Below are 20,841 nucleotides of genomic sequence, written 5' to 3'. Positions count from 1 at the left end.
ATCGCCGCAGCCGTGGTGCGGGCCCGGTCGGTGGGCCTGTCACCAGGGCTTCTCGGCGTATCCGGCGCCGCTGTCGCGGGAGTTCTCCTCGTCCTGACGCTGCTGCGAGTCCTGCTGCCGCTGTCGCAGCTCCTCGCGCTTCTCGTCGCCGACCTCGCCGGGGCCCTCACCGGGACTGCCGCCCGATTCCCCGGTACCGGATTCCCCACCGGGTCCGTCCCCGCCCGGCTCCTCGCCGCCGTCGTCACCGGGCTCCGTGCCGGTCTCCCCGCCCTCGCCCGACCCTTCGCCGGAGCCCTCTTCCCCGCCGGAGCCCTGTCCCGGGTTGTTCATCTCCTCCTGCGAGGAGTCGACGCGCTCCTCGGCCTCGTCCATCGCCTGGTCCTGGCCGCCGCCCTGCGGACGGCATTCCTCGGGCGCCTCGGACAGGACGGTGCGGGCGGCGTCGAAGGACGTGTTCGCCTGCTCGGTGTCGTCGGCGTCGCGGAACGCCTCGGCCTCCTTCTCGTGGACGTAGGCGAGGTTCATCCGCACCGCGCACTCATCGGCCACAGGGGTGAGTTCGAGGGCGCGCTCGAGCTCGGGTCGCGCCCGGTCGTAGTTCCGGTCGAACGCCTCTGCGGTCCCGACGTTGAACGGGCCCTTGTGCCGCTCGAAGGGGCTGAGCCGCTCGAACCAGCGCGCGGCGGCGATCGCCTCCTGCTGGTCGCCGGCGGCCGAGGCCTTCTGCGCCGAGGTCAGCAGCACGCTGAGCAGGACGCAGTAGGCGGCGAGGAGCAGCAGCAGTCCGCCGGCGACGAGGCTGAGGATCACCCGGCGCCGCGGGCGCCGCCGCCGGCGCACGCTGCGATCAGGTGTCTCCGCTCCGCCCTGTCCGGTGCCCGCGGCGCGTTCGTCGGCGGCCGGTGTGCGCGGCTTCGTCACGGTGTCCATGATGCTCCCAGGGTCGCGGTGGACGGTCGTGCGGCGTACTGCTGTGCTGCAACCGGAGGTGCGACACCCGGCCGTGCGCTGCCCGCCGCCGGAGCGCCCGCTGCCGGGGGAGCCGCCGTCGAGGGGACCGGCGGTGAGGCATGGAGCCGGGCGAGCGCGCGGACGCGGCGCAGCGCGAGCGTCGCCTCGACGACGATCCAGGCGAACACCGCGAGCAGCGGGATCCAGAAGTATTCGGTCACCCCGCCGAACGATTCGGCGTCGACGAGCTTCTCCTCGAACTGCGGGGCGGTGTGCACAGTGCCGAACGGGGTGCCGGCCGAGCGGTGGTGGTAGTCGACGCCGAGGTCGGCGGCGATCGTGCGCAACTGGTCCTCGTCGATGACGGACAGCGCCCGGTCGCCGGTGGTGCTGTCGGTGATGTAGGTGCCGTCGTCGCGGGTCGAGTAGTACGACTGGGTCTCCTTCATCGGCCCGCCGCTCTGCGTGCCGTAGCCGAACACCGCGCCGCCGTCGATCTGCGCGGCGATCTCGGACATCGACTCCGGAGCCGTGCTGGCGGTCTGCTCGCCGTCGCCGAAGTAGTACACGAGGCGGGCGTTGTCGGGGTTCTGCTCCTCTGCGGCGGCGAGCCGCTCGAGCAGGAGTGCGCGCGCCTCGGTCACCGAGCTGCCGCCGGAGTACAGGGTGACCTCCGGGCCGACGGTCTCGATCGCGGAGGCGAACGCCGAGTGGTCGGTGGTGAGCGGCACCCGCACGGCCGCGCTCGACCCGAAGGTCACCATGCTCACCCGCGCCCCGGGCAGCTGCTCGAGGAGCGAGCGCATGTCCTCCTTGACGCCGTCGAGGCGCGGCCGCTGCCCGTCGTAGTCCTCCGCCACGATCGAGGCGGTGGTGTCGACGAGGACGAACACGTCGGCGGCCGCCGCGGTCGACTGGCTCGCCGTCTCCAGCGGGACGCCCGGGCGGGTGAAGGCCGCGGCGAGCACGAGGAGCGCGCCGGCGCGCAGCAGCCAGCGGGTGCGCCGGGCGGGGGTGAGGACGGCCAGCGTCACGCACCCGCCGACGAGCAGGACGAAGAGGGCGACGAGCGCCGGCCAGGGGAGGACGGGCTGGAACATCAGCTCGGACATCACAGGGTGAACCTCCAGGCGAGGACGAAGCAGGCGATGATCCCGAGCAGCGTCAGGGTGAGCGGGACGATCGGCTGGTCGTGGACCAGGGTGACCGACTTCGCGTCGGTCTTCTGCGCCTCCTGCTGCTGGATGTCCTCGACGATGCCGTCGGTGGCCTGAGCGGAGCCGAGCTGGTGGTGGGCCCCACCGGTGGTCCGCGCGGTGTCCTGCAGCTCGCTGATCTCCGATCCGGCGAAGAGGGAACGAGGGGCGAGCGTGTAGACCCGCACCTCCTCCTCGACGGCGATCTCCGTGGCCTCGGTGAGGGTGAAGATCGGGGTGCCGGCGATCTGGTTGTCGGTGGCGAAGATGATCGAGCGGCTGCGCTCCTCGCCCTTCTTGTCGAAGCTGTCCACGCACGAGGTGAGGCCGTCGCCGATGAGCGAGGAGCCGCCGATCTCCGTGTCGACCGTGCCGGCGAAGAAGTCGGTGCCCTCGAGGCCGCCGGTCTCGAAGCCGAGCTTGGCCTCGGTGAGGAACTCCTCGACCATGAGGTAGTCGTCGGTGAGCGGGAACACCGACACCGCGGTGGAGTTGAACACCGTCATCCCGATCCGCTCCCCGTCGAAGGACTCGATCATCTCGAGGTAGGACTCGATGATCTGCGCGTCGTACGAGGTCATCGAGCCCGAGGCGTCGAGACACAGCACGACGTCGCGCAGGTGCCGCTCGGGATTGATCGTCTCCGTGCGCGCCGGCCGGGCGATCCCGGCGAGCGCGGTCAGGGCGGCGAAGGCGGACACGAGGAACACCGCGATCGCGCCCCAGAGCAGGCGGCGGCGGCGGCGCGCGAACTCGGGCAGATCGGTGAGGCGGTGGAGGCGGGCGACGGGCACGGTGCCGGCGCGCGCTCGGCCGGGCCGGGACAGCAGCCAGACGGTGAGACCGGCGACGGGGATGAGGGCGAGGGCGAGCCACCAGAACTTCAGGACCATCGTCCCACCAGCTTCCGCGCGGCGCCGAGCTCGGCGCCGCAGTCGATCGCGGCCTCGTCGGAGAACTCGGCGGCGTAGAGGCGGGAGACGGCGACGGCGATCGGCTCGATCCGGTGGGCGCGGAGCTCCGCGAGCGTCATGTGGCTGACGTCGATGCCCCAGGCGGAGCGGGCGAACCTGCGCACGATGGTGCCCAGGCGCTGGGCGACCTCGCGCTCGGTGATCTCACCGGCGCGCCACGCGGTGTCGAGCGCGTCGATCTTCCCGAGGTATTCGCGGCGGGTGTGGCCGGGCACGGGGGCCGGGCCGTCCGTCCGCGCCCCGGAGCGTGCCCACAGGTGGGCGAGGACGGGCCAGCCGGCGAGCACGAGGAACCCGGCGAGGCCGGCTGCGGCGGCGACGAGCCACCAGTCGGAGGCGGGCAGCAGCGGGTGGAGGTCAGCGGCGTCCACGGCGCTGCCTCTTCATGAGTCGGCGCAGCTGCCACAGCGCCTCGTGGGAATGGGTGACGCGCACGTGCGGGATGCCGGCCCGGCGCAGGGTCTGCTCGGTCTGCGCCCGCCGCGCGGCCTCCGCCGCGTGGTACTCCTCCCACAGCGCGCGGCCGGACAGGAGCTCGTCGGGGACCCCGGCGCGCTCGGCGGCCAGCACATCGTACGGGGTCCCGGCGGTCCCGCCGAGCGCGGAGAGGTCGGCGTCGGCGATGGTGAGCCACATGATCTCGTGCTGCGCGGCGAGCCGGCGCAGCAGCGGCAGATTCTCCGCGGACACGGGGGTGTCGTCGGCGATGACGAGGGCGATCATGCGGCGGCGCAGGGTGTCGGCGACCCACTGGAGCTGGGTCGCGATGCGGGAGCCGGCGGAGTGCCGACCGGCGGCCTGGATGCGGCGCAGGAGCTGCTCGAGGTGCGCCTCGGTGCCCTTCGACGGGGTGGAGCGCGTGGTGCGGGCGTCCCCGTGGACGAGCATGACGTCGTCGCCGTGGCGGACGGCGAGGTAGCCGGCCATGCCGGCGAGCAGGATCGCGAGCTCGCGCTTGGGCTCCCCGGAGGCGGCGACGGCCTCGAAGTCCATCCCGGAGTCGACGACGAGCGCGAGCGCATGCCGGCGGTGGGCGACGTAGCGCTTGACGAGCGGGGTCGAATGGCGGGCGGTGGCTTTCCAGTCGATGTCGCGCACCTCGTCGCCGGGGACGTACTCGCGCAGGTCGTCGAAGTCGAGACTGTGGCCGTGGAACACCGAGGCGTAATCGCCCTGGAGGAGACCGCGGGTGCGGCGGTGGGCGTGGATGGTCATCCGCGCCTTGACCTTGGTGAGCAGCGCGGCCATCAGGGCGTCCTGATCGCGCCGAGGAGCTCACCGATGACGCGCTCGACAGGGATGTTCTCCGCCACGGCCTCGAAGTTGAGGAGGATGCGGTGGCGGAGGATCCGCACCGCGAGGTCCTTGACGTCCTCGGGGATGACGTAGTTGCGGCCGCGGATCATCGCGAGCGCCCGGGAGGCGTTGGTGAATGCGATCGAGGCGCGCGGGGAGGCGCCGCACTCGATGAACTGGGCGAGCGGGCCGATGTAGCGCGACGCCTGCCGGGTGGCCGACACGATCTCCACGAGGTAGCGGCTGATCGCGGGGTCGATGTAGATGCTGCGCGCGTAGCGCTGGAGGGTGCGGACGTCCTCGAGGGTGCAGGCGGGCTCCGGCGGGCTGTCGATGTCGAACACCCCGGCGTCGAGTCGGCGCAGGATCTCGAGCTCTTCCGCCGGGCCCGGGTAGTCGAGCACATCCTTGATCATGAAGCGGTCGAGCTGTGCCTCGGGCAGCTGGTACGTGCCCTCCTGCTCGATCGGGTTCTGCGTGGCCATGACGAGGAAGGGGGAGGGGAGGTCGAACCGGGTGCCGCCGATCGTCGTCTGCTTCTCCTGCATCGCCTCGAGCATCGCGCTCTGCGTCTTGGCGCTCGAGCGGTTGATCTCGTCGAGGAGGACGATGTTCGCGTGCACCGGGCCGAGCTGGATCTCGAACCGGCCGGTGGAGGAGTTGTAGATCTGGGAGCCGATGATGTCGCTCGGCAGCAGGTCGGGGGTGCACTGGATGCGGGCGAACTCGCCGCCCACTGCGCCGGCGAGCGCGGCGGCCGCGGTGGTCTTCGCCAGACCCGGGACCGATTCGAGGAGGAGGTGGCCGCCGGTGAGCAGGCCCAGGGCGAGGGTCTCGCGCAGGCGCCCCTGGCCGACGACGAAGCGGTCGAGGTGCTTCTCCACGGAGGACAGGATCGTCGCGGCCTGGGTGATCTCCTGCGTGTTCGCCGGGTTGGGCTGGCTCATCGGGTGTCCTCTCGCGGGGCCGGTGCTCGTGCTGACGTTCGTGCTGCTGGCATTCGTGCTGTCGTGCGGCCTGGTGCTGTCGTGCGGGTGCGGTGCTGTCGTGCTGGGTGCGGTGGAGCGGGGAGATGCCGGTGCGGTGGGGACCGGTGATCCCAGACTAGACGGGGGCCCGGACGCGACGGGGCGGATGCTGTGACAGTCCGGTCACATGTGCTCGTCGATCGGACACAGGTGCTCCGACCCGGCACGGGAGCTCCGCCGCACCACCGCTGCTGCGGACCGGAAGCCCCGCTGCGACCCCGGTGCTCCGGTGCCCACCCCGACGGACTCCGACACACCCCGACACACCTGCGGGGAAGTTTTTACCTGTGGATTGTCGACCTCGGCCTGGGGACGGACGGTGGACGGAACCGGTGCCGCTGGACGTTGTCTGCGGACCTCCTCGGCCATCGTTCCAGGTGATGGAACCACACCGGTGTGATTCGCCTCCTGTGGACGGTGTCCGGGCGGCTGTGCACCCCCATGTGCACGGCGCCGCGCCGTGAGGAATGACACTGGTGTAACACACGATCTAGGGGTACTCTCGAGTGCAGACACAACATCTAGTGGTTGGCCCGCGGACGCGGAGAACCCGGCGCGGCTCCTGCGGAGACCGGCGGGCAGCCCTGGACGACAGCGAGAACAACCGTCTTCGGAGGACAGCAGAATGATCACCGTGTACACCAAGCCAGCCTGCGTGCAGTGCAACGCGACCTACCGCGCCCTCGATTCCAAGGGCATCGAATACCGCTCGGTCGACCTGAGCACGGACCCGAACGCCCTCGATGTCGTCAAGGCCATGGGATACATGCAGGCGCCCGTCGTCGTCACCGACAACGACCACTGGTCGGGCTTCCGCCCGGACAAGATCGCCGCGATCTCCTCCGGACAGGGTGCCGCCTCCGTCGTCGCATGAGATGCTCGTCGTCTATTACTCCAGCGGCTCGGAGTACACCCACCGGTTCGCCGGCAAGCTCAGGCATCCGAGCCTGCGCCTGCCGCTGCTGACCCGGTCGGACACCCCCATCGTGGGTGAGCCGTTCGTGCTCATCACCCCCACCTACGGCGCCGGCTCCAACCGCGGGGCGGTGCCCAAACAGGTCATCAAGTTCCTCAATGTCAGAGGCAACCGGGACAATCTCGTCGGAGTCATCGGTGCCGGGAACACGAACTTCGGCGAGGACTACTGCAGGGCCGCCCACCGGGTGGCCGACAAATGCCGGGTACCGCTGCTGTACCGGTTCGAACTCCTCGGCACCGAGGACGATGTCGAGAACGTCGACGAAGGATTGGATTCACTGTGTCAACGACTACGCACGACCGCGACCTAGAGGCGATCATCCGCGAGGACACCGACCTCGACTACCACGCCCTCAACGCGATGCTCAACCTCTACGATGCGGATGGCCGCATCCAGTTCGAGCGCGACAAGCAGGCCGCTCGCCAGTTCTTCCTCCAGTACGTCAACACCAACACGGTGTTCTTCCACGACCTCGAGGAGAAGCTGCGCTACCTCGTCGAGCACGACTACTACGAGAAGGAGGTGCTCGACCAGTACTCCTTCGCGTTCATCCAGCAGCTGTCCCAGGCGGCGTACCAGCACAAGTTCCGCTTCCAGACCTTTCTCGGCGCCTTCAAGTTCTACACCTCGTACACGCTCAAGACCTTCGACGGCAAGCGCTTCCTCGAGCGCTTCGAGGACCGCGTGGTCATGGTCGCGCTGTTCCTCGCCCGCGGTGACGAGAAGCTCGCGACCGCGCTCATGGAGGAGATCATCACCGGTCGCTTCCAGCCGGCCACCCCGACGTTCCTCAACGCCGGCAAGAAGCAGCGCGGCGAGCTCGTGTCGTGCTTCCTGCTGCGCATCGAGGACAACATGGAGTCGATCGGCCGCTCGATCAACTCCGCCCTGCAGCTGTCCAAGCGCGGCGGCGGTGTGGCCTTCTCGCTGACGAACATCCGGGAGTCCGGCGCGCCGATCAAGAAGATCGAGAACCAGTCCTCCGGCGTCATCCCGGTGATGAAGCTGCTCGAGGACTCCTTCTCCTACGCCAACCAGCTCGGCGCCCGCCAGGGTGCCGGCGCGGTGTACCTCAACGCCCACCACCCGGACATCTACCGGTTCCTCGACACCAAGCGCGAGAACGCCGATGAGAAGATCCGGATCAAGACGCTCAGCCTCGGCGTGGTCGTCCCCGACATCACCTTCGAGCTCGCGAAGACCAACGAGGACATGTACCTCTTCAGCCCGTACGACGTCGAGCAGGTCTACGGCGTGCCCTTCACCGAGATCTCGGTGACGGAGAAGTATCACGAGATGGTCGACGACGCGCGGATCAAGAAGTCGAAGATCAACGCCCGCGAGTTCTTCCAGACGCTCGCGGAGATCCAGTTCGAGTCCGGCTACCCATACATCATGTTCGAGGACACCGTGAACCGCGCCAACCCGATCGACGGCCGGATCACCATGTCGAACCTGTGCTCGGAGATCCTCCAGGTGTCGGAGCCGACGACCTACAACGCGGACCTGAGCTACGACCAGGTCGGCAAGGACATCTCCTGCAACCTCGGCTCGCTCAACATCGCGCTGACCATGGACTCGGAGAACTTCGGCCAGACGGTGGAGACCGCGATCCGCGGGCTCACCGCGGTGTCGGAGACCTCGGACATCGACTCGGTGCCCTCGATCGCCCGCGGCAACGACATGTCGCACGCGATCGGGCTGGGGCAGATGAACCTCCACGGGTACCTCGCCCGCGAGCGGATCCACTACGGATCCGAGGAGGGCCTCGACTTCACGAACATGTACTTCTACACCGTGGCCTACCACTGCGTGCGGGCCTCCATGGAGATCGCCAAGGAACGCGGGCGGACCTTCGCCGGCTTCGAGAAGTCGAAGTACGCCTCGGGCGAGTACTTCGACAAGTACACCGAGCAGGAGTGGGCACCGGCCACCGCGCGGATCGCCGAGCTGTTCGCCGAGGCCGGGGTGTCGATCCCGACGCAGCAGGACTGGGCCGAGCTCAAGGCGCAAGTCGCCGAGCACGGGATGTACAACCAGAACCTCCAGGCGGTGCCGCCGACCGGCTCGATCTCCTACATCAACAACTCGACCTCGTCGATCCACCCGGTCGCCTCGCGGATCGAGATCCGCAAGGAGGGCAAGATCGGCCGCGTGTACTACCCGGCGCCGTTCATGACGAACGACAACCTCGAGTACTACGAGGACGCGTACGAGATCGGCTACGAGAAGATCATCGACACCTACGCCGAGGCCACGAAGCACGTGGACCAGGGGCTGTCGCTGACGCTGTTCTTCAAGGACACCGCCACCACCCGCGACATCAACCGGGCGCAGATCTACGCCTGGCGCAAGGGCATCAAGACGATCTACTACATCCGGATCCGGCAGCTCGCGCTGCAGGGGACCGAGGTCGAGGGCTGCGTGTCCTGCATGCTCTGACCGACCAGGGCGCCGTGCGGCACCGCCGCGCGGCGCCCGCGGATCGGGCCGGGCCGAACGGACACACCCACATTCTTCAGGAGTATTCATGAGTGAGAAGCTCACCCTCGTGTCGCACGTCGACGCGATCAACTGGAACCGCATCGTCGACGACATCGACGGCGAGGTCTGGGACCGCCTGACGGCCAACTTCTGGCTGCCGGAGAAGGTGCCGCTGTCCAACGACGTGCAGTCGTGGGCGACGCTGACCGAGGACGAGAAGACGCTGACCATGCGCGTGTTCACCGGGCTCACCCTGCTCGACACGATCCAGGGCACGGTCGGCGCGGTGTCGCTCATCCCGGATGCGCTGACCCCGCACGAGGAGGCGGTGTACACGAACATCGCGTTCATGGAGAGCGTGCACGCGAAGTCGTACTCCTCGATCTTCTCGACGCTGGCCTCGACCCGGCAGATCGACGACGCCTTCCGCTGGTCGACGGAGAACCAGAGCCTGCAGCGCAAGGCCGACATCATCCTCAAGTACTACCGCGGGGACGATCCGCTCAAGCGCAAGGTCGCCTCGACCCTGCTCGAGTCGTTCCTCTTCTACTCCGGCTTCTACCTGCCGATGTACTGGTCGAGCCACGCCAAGCTCACCAACACCGCCGACCTCATCCGCCTCATCATCCGCGACGAGGCCGTCCACGGGTACTACATCGGCTACAAGTACCAGCGCGGGCTCGAGAAGGTCGACGACACGAAGAAGCAGGAGCTCAAGGACTACACCTACGAGCTGCTCTTCGAGCTCTACGAGAACGAGGTCCAGTACACCCACGACCTCTACGACCCGGTGGGCCTGGCGGAGGACGTCAAGAAGTTCCTCCACTACAACGCCAACAAGGCGCTGATGAACCTGGGCTACGAGGCGATGTTCCCCTCGAGCGTGACCGATGTGAACCCGGCGATCCTGTCGGCACTGTCGCCCAACGCGGATGAGAACCACGACTTCTTCTCCGGTTCGGGTTCCTCCTACGTCATCGGCAAGGCCGTCAACACCGAGGACGAAGACTGGGACTTCTGAGACCACCCCGATCCCGGGCCGGCGCCCCGCAGGACTGTTCACGCAGTCAGGCGGGGCGCTGTCGTTCGGTGAAACATCTACGATGTCCTACTTGGAGACGGGTCGACACTGTCGACGAACTGGCCGTCAACGGTGCCCCCATTCTCCGTGTCACAGGTAGCGTCTTGCCGCTTCGCGAATCTGATCGGCGAACGAGTACAGGTCGGTTACCCGATCCAGATCGCGCACATCTTCAGACTTGTCTTCCTTGATGAGACCGACCCGGAGTCGATCGGTGTTATTAAATCGAAGTCGGCAGACTGCCTTCCGGTTATTGTCATCGAACAGAATCGCGCAGTATGACTTCGCGTCACGGTAGTGAATGCGATTCGGATCAACGTCCTGAGCCACGATGGCCTGAATGATTCGGAAGGCCTGAAGTTCTTCCTCTGTAGTCTCAAGTCCGTCGACCAATTCGACCTGTTCTTCGGCGACGGTCGGTTCAGACGAAGAATCAGGCTCTTCGCCGTTGTCACTGAGGGCTGCCTTTAACCGATTGTTCACCTGATCCGAGATGAACTGATTGAGCCCCTTTCCCACCAGAGGGGTGAGCTGATCGCGGATTCGTTGGGTGAGTCGCCCAGGATAGATGCGCGAAATCACCAAGCTTGCCATGTCCCAAGAAATCTCCTTGGCTTCTCCGGCGAAGACCCGCTTGGCAGATGAAACGTACTTCAGTTCTTCTGCGGCGCCGAGGACTGAGTCGAGATCGAAGTTCTGCTTGCTGAGCTTCTCGATCTCCGGTACCAGCGCAGAATCGATGTCGTCGAGGTTCAGCTCGAGGAAAGGCTTCGAATCCATCTTGTTCGGCTCGTCGAGATCGGTATAGAAGCGGTACTCGTTGCCGTTCGTCAACACTGCAATCCGAGCAGTAGTGACATGGAAGTAGCGGAACAGTTGGGAGGCATTGTCGAGGTTTAGAGGTTCGCTGACCTTCTTGCACTCGATGAGTATCGCTACCTCGCCCTCATTGACGATTGCGAAATCAATCTTCTCGCCCTTCTTCAGGCCCACATCAGCTACAAATTCGGGGATGACCTCGTTGACGTCGAACACATCGAAGCCAAGCACATCCCTGATGAAAGGCATGATCAGCGTTGTCTTCGTCGCTTCTTCTGTCGCGATGCTCTCGCGTGTGTTCTTCAGTTTTCGAGCAATTAGTTGCAGCTGGTCACCGACACTGGTCATTGTGGGTCCTTCCGACGCGATAAGAGATGCTCCCAGGCTATCCCGAGCATCGGCTCCTGAAGCTCTGTGCTTCATATCCGGCATCGCACTTCTCGTTCCTACCTCAAAAAAGTCTCTGGCTTTGTGGTCGCCTCATAGCTTGAAACCTGTTTGACTGGGCTTCATGCCATCCATGCGGGTCACCATCGACGGCGAGGTGTTCGCGATCGCCCGGCGCGCGGACGGCACCGTGGACCACGACTGGCTCTGCGGGCCGAATCCCGGGTACGGGTTCTCCGGCAGCCCGATCGTCAGTCGGCCCACCCCGGATGACCACCTCGTGGAGATCCGTGCGTTCCTCCTAGAGATCGATCCGCGGACCGGCATCCACCGCGATGACAAGGACGCCGCCGAGGTCGACAACCGGCACGGCTCCGGGACCGGCTAAGACGCAGCTGGCGCGGCGCCTCCGGTACCCTGCCCTCTGTGCGTCAGTGCGTCCGTGCGCCCGGATATGATGCACAGCACATCGGTTCCCGCCTGATCCCCAGGCCTGCCCGAGTCCGCTCCGGAGGTACCCGTGCTCGTCGTCATCGTTCCGATCGCCCTGCTGTTCCTCGTCGCGCTCGTCAGACGGATCCCCCTCATCGGCGGGGACATCCGAGCGGCACTCCTCATCGCCGGCGTGGCGGCCGCGCTGATCGGAGGGGTGGGCCCGGGGGAGTTCGCGCTCGGCGTGGTCGACGGCGTCGACAAGCTCGCCTGGGTCATGGCGCTGAGTCTGTTCGGCGCGATCTATGCCGAATCGCAGGTGCGGCTCGGCACGATGACCGCGGTCCTCGACACCCTGCGCAGCCTGTTCGGGAACTCGCCCAAAGGCCTCATCGCAGCGATCTTCATCACTCTGACCCTCGCCGGCTCCCTGCTCGGCGACGCGATCGCCGCCGCCACCGTCATCGGCTTCCTCGTCATCACCGCGCTCGCCGAGCTCAAGGTCAAGCCCGAGCAGATCGCGATGATGATCATGGTCGGTGCCTCGATCGGTTCGATCATGCCGCCGATCGCGCAGGCGGTCTTCCTCTCCGCCTCCCTCGTCGGGACCGACCCGGGCCCCGTCGTCCTCATCGCCTACATCACCGTGACCATCGCCCTCGTCCTCGCGATCCTCGAATCCTTCCGCTTCGTGAAGGGCCGTACCCTGCCGCCCGAGCTGCGTCCCAGCGAACCGCTGGGCACGATGCTCGGCCGCACCTGGCCGGTGTTCGGGCCGCTCGCCGTGCTCATCGCCATCGTCATCCTCAACAGCGGCTTCGGCCTCAACGTCTTCACCGCGGTGCCCGGCCTCGGCGGACTCGTCGCCACGCTCGAGACCGTGCCGGTCGTCAAGGGACTCGTCCACGTCGTCGTGCTCGCGATCATCGTCTCCACCCTCGTCACCCTGTGCTACCCCCGTGCCCGTCGGCAGGCCGGCAGCATCGTCGCGACCGGCCTCGGGAACGTGCGCCAGACACTGCTCATCCAGCTCTGCGCCGGCTTCATGGTCGGGATGTTCTACGCCTCCGGCGCGGTGGATCAGGTCTCCGCGGCCGCCGAGGGCCTCGACTCCCAGGCGGTGGCATTCGGCGGGTTCATCGGTCTCGCGGTGCTCGGCATGCTCACCGGCTCGCAGACCACCGCGCAGACGGTCGTCATCCCGTTCGCCGCCCCCATCCTGCTCGCCTCGGCCGCCGACCCGGTGAACGTGGCCCTCGGTGCCTCGCACATCGCCTCGGGAGCGCAGAACCTCCCACCGGTGGGGCTCACCGCCTTCGTCGTGTGCGGGCTCGTCGGTGCGACGCTCAAGACGAAGGTCGATCCGGTGAAGACGATGCTCCTCGCACTGCCGAACTCGCTCTACTTCATGCTCGTCGGCCTCGTGTTCTGGCTCCTCTGAGCAGGCGACCGCCCATCTCAGTCGGCGCTGCGCTCATCAGCGCCGGCGGCCCGCTCATCAGCGCCGGCGGCCCGCTCATCAGCGCCGGCGGCCCGCTCATCCGAGCCGGCGGCCGGCGGGATCCTCTCCGTCGGCCTCCGACGCGGGGCCGCCGCGTCCAGGAAGAGCTGAGCGCGCCTCGGCGACCCGGGCCACTCCCACCCCGACGAGCGACACCACGACGCCGGCCACCTGGAGGAGGGTGAGGGTGTCGCCGAACAGCAGGTACGTCTGCACGGCGGCGAGCGGCGGGGCGGCGAGCACGACGATCGCCACGGTCGTCGGGGAGGTCGTGCGCACGAGGTGGAGCATGAGCGCCATCCCGACGACGGAGATCCCGAGCACCGACCATGCGAGCGCGCCGAACAGCTGCAGGCTCGGCCCGGGCAGGCGCTCGCCGAGCAGGAGCGCAGCGAGCACGGCGACGAGCGCGCCGCCTGTCATCTGCCAGGCGAGCGAGGGCAGCATCGCCGCGGTGCGCACGCGCGGCTGGAGCATTGTGCCGATCGTCAGCCCGGTGATCGCGAGCACGGCGAGGACGAGGAGGAGCCCGGTGATCGCACCGCTGCGCATCCCGGGGCCGAGCACGAGCACGAGCCCGGTGAGCGACACGGCGATGCCGAGGACGACGGTGACCCGCGGTGCTCGGCGGGTGAGCAGCGCGACGACGAGCACGGTGAGCACCGGCTGCCAGCCGCCGAACAGGGCCATGATGCCGGCCGGCAGTCCGTCGGCGATCGCGATGTAGACGAGGCACAGGTACACGCCGTTGACGAGCGCGCCGATCCCCAGGTGCGCCCCGACGGTGCGGGCATCCGGCATCGGCGGGCGCCGGATCGCGCACACGGCGAAGAGGAGCACCGCGGCGATCCCGAACCGCAGCGCGAGGAAGACGTTGGGCTCCGCGGCGCCGTGGATGAACCGGCCGACGACGAAACCCGTCGACCAGATGAAGGCGAACGCCGCCGCGGCGAGGACTCCCATGGGCTCAGCCTAGAGCCCGGCCATCGCGGCGACGGCAGCGGCGGCGGGACTCAGTCGCCGAGGCGCGCGAAGAGGTCCTTCTTCGCCTGCTCGAACTCGTCGGCCAGGCGTGCGACGAGGTCCGCGGTCGGGAGCGATTCGGTGATCGCGCCGACACCCTGGCCCGAGCCCCAGATGTCCTTCCAGGCCTTGGCCTCGGTGTTGCCGCCGGAGCCGAAGTTCATCTTCGAGGTATCGGACTCCGGGAGGTCGTTCGGATCGAGGCCGGCCGCCTCGATCGATCCGCGCAGGTAGTTGCCGTGGACGCCGGTGAACAGGTTGGAATACACGATGTCGTCGGCCCCGGACTCGACGATCATCTTCCGGTAGCCGTCCTGGATGTTCGCCTCCGGGGTGGAGAGGAAGGCGGAGCCGATGTATGCGAAGTCCGCGCCTGTGGCGAGGGCGGCGAGGACCGACTGGCCGTGGGCGATCGCGCCGGACAGGGCGATCGGTCCGTCGAACCAGGCACGGATCTCGCGCATGAGAGCGAACGGCGACTGCGGTCCGGCATGCCCGCCGGCGCCGGCGGCGACGGGGATGAGGCCGTCGGCGCCCTTCTCGATCGCCTTGTGGGCGAACCGGTTGTTGATGACGTCGTGGAGCACCGCACCGCCGTAGGAGTGGACGGCCTCGTACACGTCCTCGCGCGCGCCGAGCGAGGTGATGACGAGCGGCACCTCGTGCTTGACGACGAGCTCGAGGTCCTCCTCAAGGCGGTTGTTCGTCTTGTGGACGATGAGGTTCGCGGCGAAGGTGCCCACGGGCTCGCCCGGATGGGCCTTGGCATAGGCCTCGTTGGACTCCCGTATGTCGTGGAACCACTCGTCGAGCATCGGCAGCGGGCGGGCGTTGAGCGTGGGGAACGCCCCGATCACGCCGGCCTGGCACTGGGCCTTGACGAGCTCCGGTCCGGATGCGATGAACTGCGGGGATGCGATGACGGGCAGTCGCAGCGGGCGGGTGAGCACCTCGGGCAGAGCCATGAGTTCTCCTCAGAATGTCGACGATGGCGCGGGCGTCCGCGGACGCCTCTCCTCTAGGACTTTAACGCAACTGCATGGAAGGTGAAAGAGTCAGGGCTGACTGAATGCGACGTTCCCCCAGGTCGATGTTCTGACCTGGGGGAACTTTCGGCGCACCTGGGTGAGCCGCGAGGTGTGCGTTCGTGCGCATCGGCGAACGAACGTCCGGTACACGACAGGGCGCCGCGTGGGCGGAGCGGGCCGACCGCGGTCGTGCCGTGCCCCGGGCCGCGCAGCCGCCGGCTCAGGTGTGGGTGAAGCCCGGCTCGCGCTTCTCGACGAAGGCGGCCATGCCCTCGCTCTGATCGTTCGTCGCGAGCGAGGCGTGGAACAGCCGGCGCTCGTAGCGCAGCCCCTGCTCGAGCGTGGTCTCGAAGGCGACGTTGATCGCCTCCTTGACCATCGCCGAGGCGATCTGCGACTTCGCCGCGATCGTCGCGGCGATCTCCTTCGCCTCGTCGAGCAGCTGCTCGTGCTCGACGACGCGGGCGACGAGCCCGGAGCGCTCGGCCTCCTCGGCGCCGATCATGCGGCCGGTGAGGCACAGGTCCATCGCCTTGGCCTTGCCGATCGCACGGGTCAGTCGTTGGGAGCCGCCCATCCCGGGGAGCACCCCGAGGTTGATCTCGGGCTGGCCGAACTTCGCCTTGGTCGAGGCGACGAGGATGTCGCACATCATCGCGAGCTCGCAGCCGCCGCCGAGCGCGAAGCCGTTGACCGCGGCGATGATCGGCACCCGGACCTCGGACAGGCGGGTCCACCCGGCGAACCAATCGGCCTTGTACGCGGTCGCGAAGTCGAGGCTCTGCATCTCCTTGATGTCGGCTCCGGCGGCGAACGCGCGGTCCGCGCCGGTGATGATGATCGCCGACACCTCGGGATCGGCATCGAGCTGCGTGGCGGCCGCGGTGACGTCGGTGAGCACCTGCAGATTCAGCGCGTTGAGGGCCTTGGGGCGGTTGAGGGTGATGATGCCGTAGCCCTCACCCTTCTCCACGAGCACGGTGTCGAAATCGGTCATGGGAAGACCGTCCTCTCCTGTTCGGTGTCGAGAATGGCCCGGATCTCGTCCTCGGTGATCCCGGCCAGCGTGGGCGGGTCCCACTGCGGATTGCGGTCCTTGTCGATGACCTGGGCGCGGATGCCCTCGGTGAGGTCGGGCCGCCGACCGATCTCCGAGGCGGCGCGGAGATCCCGTTCGAGGACCTCCTCGAGCTTCATGTCCTTCGCGGTGCGGATCATCTCGAAGGTCACCGCGAGCGAGCGCGGGGACTTCGTCCCGAGCAGCTCCGCCGTCTTCTGCGCGTCCTCGTTCGGGTGCTGCCGCAGCCGGTCGATGATCTCGACGACGGAGTCGGCGGAGAAGCACGCGGCGATCCACCCCTCGGCCACGGAGAGCTCGTTCTCGGGGGCCTCCTCGGCGAAGCGGGCGATGACCGTGTCGACGGCGAAGGCCTCGGCCTCGAGGGCCTCGACGAGCTCGGGGATCCGGTCGCGGTCGATGTACGTGTCCGCGAGGCCGTAGGCGATCGCCGCTCCGGGTCCGACCGGTTGGCCGGTCAGTCCCATGTACATCCCGACCTCGCTCGGGAGCTGCGCGAGCAGGTAGGTGCCGCCGACGTCGGGGAACAGCCCGATCCCGGTCTCCGGCATGCCCACCTTGGTGGTCTCGGTGACCAGCCGGTGCGAGCCGTGGACGGAGACGCCCACGCCGCCGCCCATGGTGATGCCGTCGAGGATCGCGACGTAGGGCTTCGGGTACTCGGCGATGAGGTGGTTCATCGCGTACTCGTCGGCCCAGAAGGTCATGTTGCCGGCGTTCGCGCCCTCCGTGAGGTCGCGATGGATCGCCTTGATGTCACCTCCCGCGCACAGTCCGCGCTCGCCGCGGCCGGTGATGAGCACCGCCGCAACCTGGGTGTCCGTGGCCCACTGCCGCAGCGCCCGGTCGATCGTCTGCACCATGTCGGTGGACAGGGCGTTGATCGCCTTGGGCTTGTTGAGTTCGATGCGACCGAGCGCACCGACTGTTCGAATGATGACTGTCGCCTCGTCATCGGGGGAGGTCGTCATTTATCCCACTCCTGTGCTCTTGCGGGAGATGATCACCCGCATGATCTCGTTCGTGCCTTCGAGGATCTGGTGGACCCGCAGATCGCGGACCAGCTTCTCGATTCCATACTCTGTCAGATATCCGTAGCCGCCGAACAGCTGCAGGGCGTCGTTGGCGACGTCGAACCCGGTGTCGGTCGCGGTGAGCTTCGCCATCGCGGACAGCAGCGAGGTATTCGGATCGCCGGCGTCGTAGGCTGCGGCCGCGCGCCACATCAGGGAGCGGGCGGACTCGAGGCGGGCCTGCATGTCGGCCAGTGTGAAGCGCAGCGCCTGGAACCCGGTGAGCTCGGTGCCGAAGGCCTGCCGCTCGCCCATGTAGGTGATCGCCTTCTCGAGCGCGGACTGGCCGCCGCCGAGCGAGCAGGCGCCGATGTTGAGGCGGCCGCCGTCGAGGCCGGACATCGCGATCTTGAATCCCTGTCCCTCCTCGCCGATGAGGTTCTCCGCCGGCACGCTGACGTTCTCCATGAACACCTGGCGGGTGGGCTGAGCGCGCCACCCCATCTTCTTCTCGTTGGCGCCGAAGGTCAGGCCCTCCATGCCCTTCTCGAGGACGAAGGTCGAGATCCCGCGCGCGCCCTCCTGCCCGGTCCGGGCCATGACGAGGTAGATCTCCGATTCGCCGGCGCCGGAGATGAACTGCTTGACGCCGTTGAGCACGTAGCGGTCGCCGTCGCGGCGGGCGGTGGTGCGCAGGGCGGCGGCATCGGAGCCGGCATTGGGCTCGGTAAGGCAGTAGCTGCCGAGCGCCTCGAACGAGGTCAGCGGCGTGAGCCACTTCGCCTGCTGCTCGGGGGACGCGTACTTGTCGAGCATCCAGGCGACCATGTTGTGGATCGAGATGTAGCTCGCCACGGAGGGGCAGGCGGTGGAGAGGGCTTCGAAGATCAGTGCGGCGTCCATCCGGCCCAGGCCGGAGCCGCCGTTCTCCTCGCGCACGTAGATCCCGCCCATCCCGAGCTCTGCGGTGCGCTTGATGACATCGACGGGGAAGTGGTGCTCGGCGTCCCAGTCGAGGGCATGGGGGGCGATCTCGGCGTCGGCGAACTCCCGGCACATGCCGGCGAGCTCGATCTGGTCCTCGGTGAGCCCGAAGGTCAGGGCAGCTGCGGTGCTGCGTGCCATGGCGACTCCTTCTGTTCGGTGTGGCGGCCTGCTGTTCGGTGTGGCGGCCTGTTCGGTGTGGCGGCGATCACGGCCAGTCTAGACGCGAATACTTGGACGTCCAACTAATTCTGGATGGACCCGAGATGGCCCGAGGGGAGGGGTCGCGGGGGAGCGGCAGTGCGGAGGGCGCCGGGCGCGGCCGCCGCGTGCCGGGCCCGGTCAGGCCTCGGGTTCGAGCCCGGCGCGCAGGGCGGCGAGGTCGCCGAGGAGGCGCTGCAGCGGCGCGGCCTCGAGGCCGGGGGAGTCGAACACCTCGGCGTTGAGCGCGGCGGTCGCCCGGGCCGCGAGCGTGCGACCGGCCTCGGTGATCTCCACGAGGGTGGTCCGCCCGTCGGCGGGGTGCGGCCGCCGGGCGGCGAGGCCCGCTGCCTCGAGCCGGTCGACGGAGTTCGTCGTCGACGTGGCATGGACCTGCAGACGCTTGGTGATCTTGTTCATCGGCAGCGAGCCGCGGCGGGTGAAGGAGAGGAGCGCGAGCACCTCGTACCGGGAGAAGGTCAGGGCGAACGGCTTGAGGGTGCGATCGACGCGGGCGAGGAGGAGCTGGTGGGCGCGCATGATCGAGGTCACCAGCGTCATGCCGTCGGCGGAATCGGACCAGCCGTGCGCGAGCCACTGCTTGCGCGACTCCTCGATGGGATCGAACTCTGCGCGCATCGACCGTCCCCTCACCTTCGTCGTCTCCGCCGTCCCGGCAGTCTTCGCTGTTCCGGCTGTCTCCGTCGAGCAGCTCTCTCCGCTGCGTCGCTCGGCCGGATCCTTCGCCGCCGTCCAGTCTAGTGAAACACCCGGGGGAGCGATGATCGCGGTGCGCGGCTCCGGTGCGCAGCAGCGCCGGCGCAGGCCGGTCCAGGGTGAGGGGCCGGTGCACAGCAGTGCCCGCGCAGCCCGGTGTGGGGTGAGGGGCCGGTGCAGACCGGTGTGGGGTGAGAGGATGGCGCCATGTGCGGACGACTGAATATGCACCTCGATCCGACCGACCTCGTCGACGAGCTCGACATCGACACCGTGGGATATCGATTCGCTCCCCGGTACAACGTGCCGCCCGGTGCGGTCCTGCCCATCATCATCGACCGGCCGGCGGAGTCCGGTGAGCTCGTCCGCCGCCTCGAATCCGCGCGCTGGGGGCTCGTGCCGGGGTGGGCGAAGGAGGAGAAGATCGGCTTCCGGGCCTTCAACGCGCGGTCGGAGACGGTGGAGTCGAAGCCGATGTTCCGCTCCGCGTTCGCCCGCCAGCGCTGCGCAGTGCCCGTCGGGGGCTATTACGAATGGCAGACGGACGCATCGGGCACCAAGACGCCCTGGCTCATGCAGGCCGCGGACGGCCCGCTCTTCATGGCCGGCCTCTTCGAGTTCCGCAAGCAGGTCTCCGCCGGCGCCGAGGCCGACGCGACTGCCGGCCCGGGACCCTCGGACCCGGCGGTGCAGGACGGCTGGCTGGTGTCGACGACGATCATCACCGCGCCGGCCGCCGGCCACCTCGCCGAGGTCCACGACCGGATGCCGGTGATGATCACCGCCACAGACATCAACGCGTGGGCTGATCCGACAGCGGGCAAGGACGAGGCGCAGGAACTCCTCCGCACGCTCGTCGACGGCTTCGATCCGAACCGGGTCGAGCGCTACCGGGTCGATCGAGCCGTGGGCAACGTCCGGAACCAGTCCGCCGACCTCATGGCGCCCGTCGACGAGATGCGGGTCCACTGACCGGGTGCGAGCCCCCGCTCGAGGCGCGGATCCGGGGTTGCGGGACACGCACCGCCGGCCGATTTGCATCGCCGGGCGGAGCTCGTCTAGAGTCATCTCTGTTGCTCGACGGAAACACCGAAGCGAGCGGGCCGGATCGGTCGGATACGAACCGATCACAGCGCCCCGCTTCCACTGGAACGGCAGAAGAGCACACTGCTCGAAGGAATGCAGCACGGGATCAACCGGAACGCGGACCGAGTGGCGCAGATCACGGAAATACGATTTGCAAAGCACGATCGAAACGATCTAGAGTAGGTAATCGTTCGCCTCACGGAGACCGCCTCACGGCAGGACCGGAGCGGACGAATCCGACAGAAGAACCTGATCGCCGGCAGCGCGCCGGATTGACAGACTGAAGTCGGATGGTAAGATGGGCAAGTTGCCTCGACGAGGCCGGCGCTGCCGGCCGGATCGAAGTGCGTCTGTTCTTTGAGAACTCAATAGCGTGTTTGTTTGTTTTTGTGATGCCAGTTTTTTTGTTGTAACTGGTTGATTGAAAATTTGGTGGAGAAATCATTTTCTCTGTCTTTTTCTTTTGGCTGGGATTGTATTTTTCTTATGGAGAGTTTGATCCTGGCTCAGGACGAACGCTGGCGGCGTGCTTAACACATGCAAGTCGAACGCTGAAGCCTGCAGCTTGCTGTGGGTGGAT

21 protein-coding genes and 1 rRNA gene are annotated in these 20,841 nt (G+C 67.6%); 9 read left to right on the top strand and 13 right to left on the bottom strand.

The annotated features are described in order from the left end of the window. Positions 1-39 precede the first annotated feature (39 nt). From MTQ12_RS00110 to MTQ12_RS00085, 6 genes are read right to left on the bottom strand one after another with little or no spacing between them, the layout of a single operon-like run. Entirely contained in the window at positions 40-933 is an 894-nt protein-coding gene (locus tag MTQ12_RS00110; protein ID WP_247422932.1) for a hypothetical protein, read from the bottom strand. Next, positions 921-2,066, bottom strand: coding sequence for a VWA domain-containing protein (locus tag MTQ12_RS00105; protein ID WP_247422930.1), 1,146 nt, complete (start codon positions 2,064-2,066; stop codon positions 921-923). Before MTQ12_RS00105 ends, MTQ12_RS00110 begins: the two co-directional genes overlap by 13 nt. Continuing rightward, positions 2,066-3,043 carry a VWA domain-containing protein gene (locus tag MTQ12_RS00100; protein WP_247422928.1) on the bottom strand — a complete coding sequence of 326 codons (978 nt, stop codon included), beginning with the start codon at positions 3,041-3,043 and terminating at the stop codon, positions 2,066-2,068. Before MTQ12_RS00100 ends, MTQ12_RS00105 begins: the two co-directional genes overlap by 1 nt. Continuing rightward, positions 3,034-3,495, bottom strand: a complete 462-nt coding sequence (locus tag MTQ12_RS00095) for a hypothetical protein (protein WP_137319089.1) — start codon at positions 3,493-3,495, stop codon at positions 3,034-3,036. The genes MTQ12_RS00100 and MTQ12_RS00095 overlap by 10 nt, the downstream gene beginning before the upstream one ends. Continuing rightward, complete coding sequence (locus MTQ12_RS00090) at positions 3,482-4,372, bottom strand: DUF58 domain-containing protein (RefSeq protein WP_247422926.1); 891 nt, start codon at positions 4,370-4,372, stop codon at positions 3,482-3,484. Before MTQ12_RS00090 ends, MTQ12_RS00095 begins: the two co-directional genes overlap by 14 nt. Further along, complete coding sequence (locus MTQ12_RS00085) at positions 4,372-5,367, bottom strand: MoxR family ATPase (protein ID WP_247422924.1); 996 nt, start codon at positions 5,365-5,367, stop codon at positions 4,372-4,374. The genes MTQ12_RS00090 and MTQ12_RS00085 overlap by 1 nt, the downstream gene beginning before the upstream one ends. 22 nt (positions 5,368-5,389) lie before the next feature. On the opposite strand from MTQ12_RS00085, the gene MTQ12_RS00080 reads away from it, so the two are divergent. From MTQ12_RS00080 to nrdF, 5 genes are all read left to right on the top strand, one after another. Next, positions 5,390-5,563, top strand: coding sequence for a hypothetical protein (locus MTQ12_RS00080; protein WP_247422922.1), 174 nt, complete (start codon positions 5,390-5,392; stop codon positions 5,561-5,563). Between the two features lie 510 nt (positions 5,564-6,073). Next, complete coding sequence (nrdH, locus tag MTQ12_RS00075; RefSeq protein ID WP_137319092.1) at positions 6,074-6,322, top strand: glutaredoxin-like protein NrdH; 249 nt, start codon at positions 6,074-6,076, stop codon at positions 6,320-6,322. A 1-nt stretch (position 6,323) separates the two neighbouring features. Then, entirely contained in the window at positions 6,324-6,737 is a 414-nt protein-coding gene (nrdI, locus tag MTQ12_RS00070; RefSeq protein WP_137319093.1) for a class Ib ribonucleoside-diphosphate reductase assembly flavoprotein NrdI, read from the top strand. Then, entirely contained in the window at positions 6,707-8,869 is a 2,163-nt protein-coding gene (nrdE, locus tag MTQ12_RS00065) for a class 1b ribonucleoside-diphosphate reductase subunit alpha (protein ID WP_247422920.1), read from the top strand. The genes nrdI and nrdE overlap by 31 nt, the downstream gene beginning before the upstream one ends. A gap of 88 nt (positions 8,870-8,957) precedes the next feature. Continuing rightward, positions 8,958-9,932: a class 1b ribonucleoside-diphosphate reductase subunit beta gene (gene nrdF / locus MTQ12_RS00060; protein ID WP_137319095.1), complete on the top strand. Its 975-nt coding sequence runs from the start codon at positions 8,958-8,960 to the stop codon at positions 9,930-9,932. 150 nt (positions 9,933-10,082) lie between these two features. Here the strand turns inward: nrdF and MTQ12_RS00055 are convergent, their stop codons facing one another. Beyond that, a complete protein-coding gene (locus tag MTQ12_RS00055) occupies positions 10,083-11,159 on the bottom strand; it encodes a type I restriction endonuclease (protein ID WP_247422918.1) in 1,077 nt (358 codons plus the stop codon). Between the two features lie 163 nt (positions 11,160-11,322). Here MTQ12_RS00055 and MTQ12_RS00050 point away from each other — a divergent pair, with 163 nt between their 5' ends. Further along, a complete protein-coding gene (locus MTQ12_RS00050; RefSeq protein WP_247422916.1) occupies positions 11,323-11,586 on the top strand; it encodes a hypothetical protein in 264 nt (87 codons plus the stop codon). A 132-nt stretch (positions 11,587-11,718) separates the two neighbouring features. After that, a complete protein-coding gene (locus tag MTQ12_RS00045) occupies positions 11,719-13,071 on the top strand; it encodes a TRAP transporter large permease subunit (RefSeq protein ID WP_247422914.1) in 1,353 nt (450 codons plus the stop codon). Between the two features lie 96 nt (positions 13,072-13,167). Here MTQ12_RS00045 and MTQ12_RS00040 read toward each other — a convergent pair whose 3' ends face one another. From MTQ12_RS00040 to MTQ12_RS00015, 6 genes are all read right to left on the bottom strand, one after another. Beyond that, positions 13,168-14,094, bottom strand: a complete 927-nt coding sequence (locus tag MTQ12_RS00040) for a DMT family transporter (protein WP_247422912.1) — start codon at positions 14,092-14,094, stop codon at positions 13,168-13,170. A gap of 50 nt (positions 14,095-14,144) precedes the next feature. Next, positions 14,145-15,119, bottom strand: coding sequence for a nitronate monooxygenase family protein (locus MTQ12_RS00035; RefSeq protein ID WP_247422910.1), 975 nt, complete (start codon positions 15,117-15,119; stop codon positions 14,145-14,147). 283 nt (positions 15,120-15,402) lie between these two features. Then, on the bottom strand, positions 15,403-16,179 hold the full coding sequence (locus tag MTQ12_RS00030) for an enoyl-CoA hydratase (RefSeq protein ID WP_247422908.1): 777 nt from the start codon (positions 16,177-16,179) through the stop codon (positions 15,403-15,405). Next, positions 16,176-17,231: an enoyl-CoA hydratase/isomerase family protein gene (locus MTQ12_RS00025; RefSeq protein ID WP_137319117.1), complete on the bottom strand. Its 1,056-nt coding sequence runs from the start codon at positions 17,229-17,231 to the stop codon at positions 16,176-16,178. The genes MTQ12_RS00030 and MTQ12_RS00025 overlap by 4 nt, the downstream gene beginning before the upstream one ends. After that, positions 17,232-18,398 (bottom strand): acyl-CoA dehydrogenase family protein, encoded by a 1,167-nt coding sequence (locus tag MTQ12_RS00020; RefSeq protein ID WP_247422906.1) that lies wholly within the window; start codon positions 18,396-18,398, stop codon positions 17,232-17,234. A gap of 201 nt (positions 18,399-18,599) precedes the next feature. Beyond that, positions 18,600-19,097, bottom strand: coding sequence for a MarR family transcriptional regulator (locus MTQ12_RS00015; protein WP_247422904.1), 498 nt, complete (start codon positions 19,095-19,097; stop codon positions 18,600-18,602). Between the two features lie 285 nt (positions 19,098-19,382). Between MTQ12_RS00015 and MTQ12_RS00010 the strand changes: the two genes are divergently transcribed. Both MTQ12_RS00010 and MTQ12_RS00005 read left to right on the top strand, forming a co-directional pair. After that, positions 19,383-20,147 carry an SOS response-associated peptidase gene (locus MTQ12_RS00010; protein WP_247422902.1) on the top strand — a complete coding sequence of 255 codons (765 nt, stop codon included), beginning with the start codon at positions 19,383-19,385 and terminating at the stop codon, positions 20,145-20,147. Positions 20,148-20,744: 597 nt separating this feature from the next. After that, a 16S ribosomal RNA gene (locus MTQ12_RS00005) occupies positions 20,745-20,841 on the top strand; the annotation flags it as partial.

This window comes from Brevibacterium sp. R8603A2 (assembly GCF_023072605.1).
GTDB lineage: Bacteria > Actinomycetota > Actinomycetes > Actinomycetales > Brevibacteriaceae > Brevibacterium > Brevibacterium pityocampae.
The sequence above is the reverse complement of the archived record's forward strand: the minus strand, read 5'-3'. Positions and strand labels throughout refer to the sequence as shown.

Coding starts and splice junctions, on each gene's coding strand:
- MTQ12_RS00110 (WP_247422932.1), bottom strand. CDS start 933: ATGGACACCGTGACGAAGCCGCGCACACCGGCCGCCGACGAACGCGCC.
- MTQ12_RS00105 (WP_247422930.1), bottom strand. CDS start 2,066: ATGTCCGAGCTGATGTTCCAGCCCGTCCTCCCCTGGCCGGCGCTCGTC.
- MTQ12_RS00100 (WP_247422928.1), bottom strand. CDS start 3,043: ATGGTCCTGAAGTTCTGGTGGCTCGCCCTCGCCCTCATCCCCGTCGCC.
- MTQ12_RS00090 (WP_247422926.1), bottom strand. CDS start 4,372: ATGGCCGCGCTGCTCACCAAGGTCAAGGCGCGGATGACCATCCACGCC.
- MTQ12_RS00085 (WP_247422924.1), bottom strand. CDS start 5,367: ATGAGCCAGCCCAACCCGGCGAACACGCAGGAGATCACCCAGGCCGCG.
- nrdH (WP_137319092.1), top strand. CDS start 6,074: ATGATCACCGTGTACACCAAGCCAGCCTGCGTGCAGTGCAACGCGACC.
- nrdI (WP_137319093.1), top strand. CDS start 6,324: ATGCTCGTCGTCTATTACTCCAGCGGCTCGGAGTACACCCACCGGTTC.
- nrdF (WP_137319095.1), top strand. CDS start 8,958: ATGAGTGAGAAGCTCACCCTCGTGTCGCACGTCGACGCGATCAACTGG.
- MTQ12_RS00055 (WP_247422918.1), bottom strand. CDS start 11,159: ATGACCAGTGTCGGTGACCAGCTGCAACTAATTGCTCGAAAACTGAAG.
- MTQ12_RS00050 (WP_247422916.1), top strand. CDS start 11,323: ATGCCATCCATGCGGGTCACCATCGACGGCGAGGTGTTCGCGATCGCC.
- MTQ12_RS00040 (WP_247422912.1), bottom strand. CDS start 14,094: ATGGGAGTCCTCGCCGCGGCGGCGTTCGCCTTCATCTGGTCGACGGGT.
- MTQ12_RS00035 (WP_247422910.1), bottom strand. CDS start 15,119: ATGGCTCTGCCCGAGGTGCTCACCCGCCCGCTGCGACTGCCCGTCATC.
- MTQ12_RS00030 (WP_247422908.1), bottom strand. CDS start 16,179: ATGACCGATTTCGACACCGTGCTCGTGGAGAAGGGTGAGGGCTACGGC.
- MTQ12_RS00025 (WP_137319117.1), bottom strand. CDS start 17,231: ATGACGACCTCCCCCGATGACGAGGCGACAGTCATCATTCGAACAGTC.
- MTQ12_RS00020 (WP_247422906.1), bottom strand. CDS start 18,398: ATGGCACGCAGCACCGCAGCTGCCCTGACCTTCGGGCTCACCGAGGAC.
- MTQ12_RS00015 (WP_247422904.1), bottom strand. CDS start 19,097: ATGCGCGCAGAGTTCGATCCCATCGAGGAGTCGCGCAAGCAGTGGCTC.
- MTQ12_RS00010 (WP_247422902.1), top strand. CDS start 19,383: ATGTGCGGACGACTGAATATGCACCTCGATCCGACCGACCTCGTCGAC.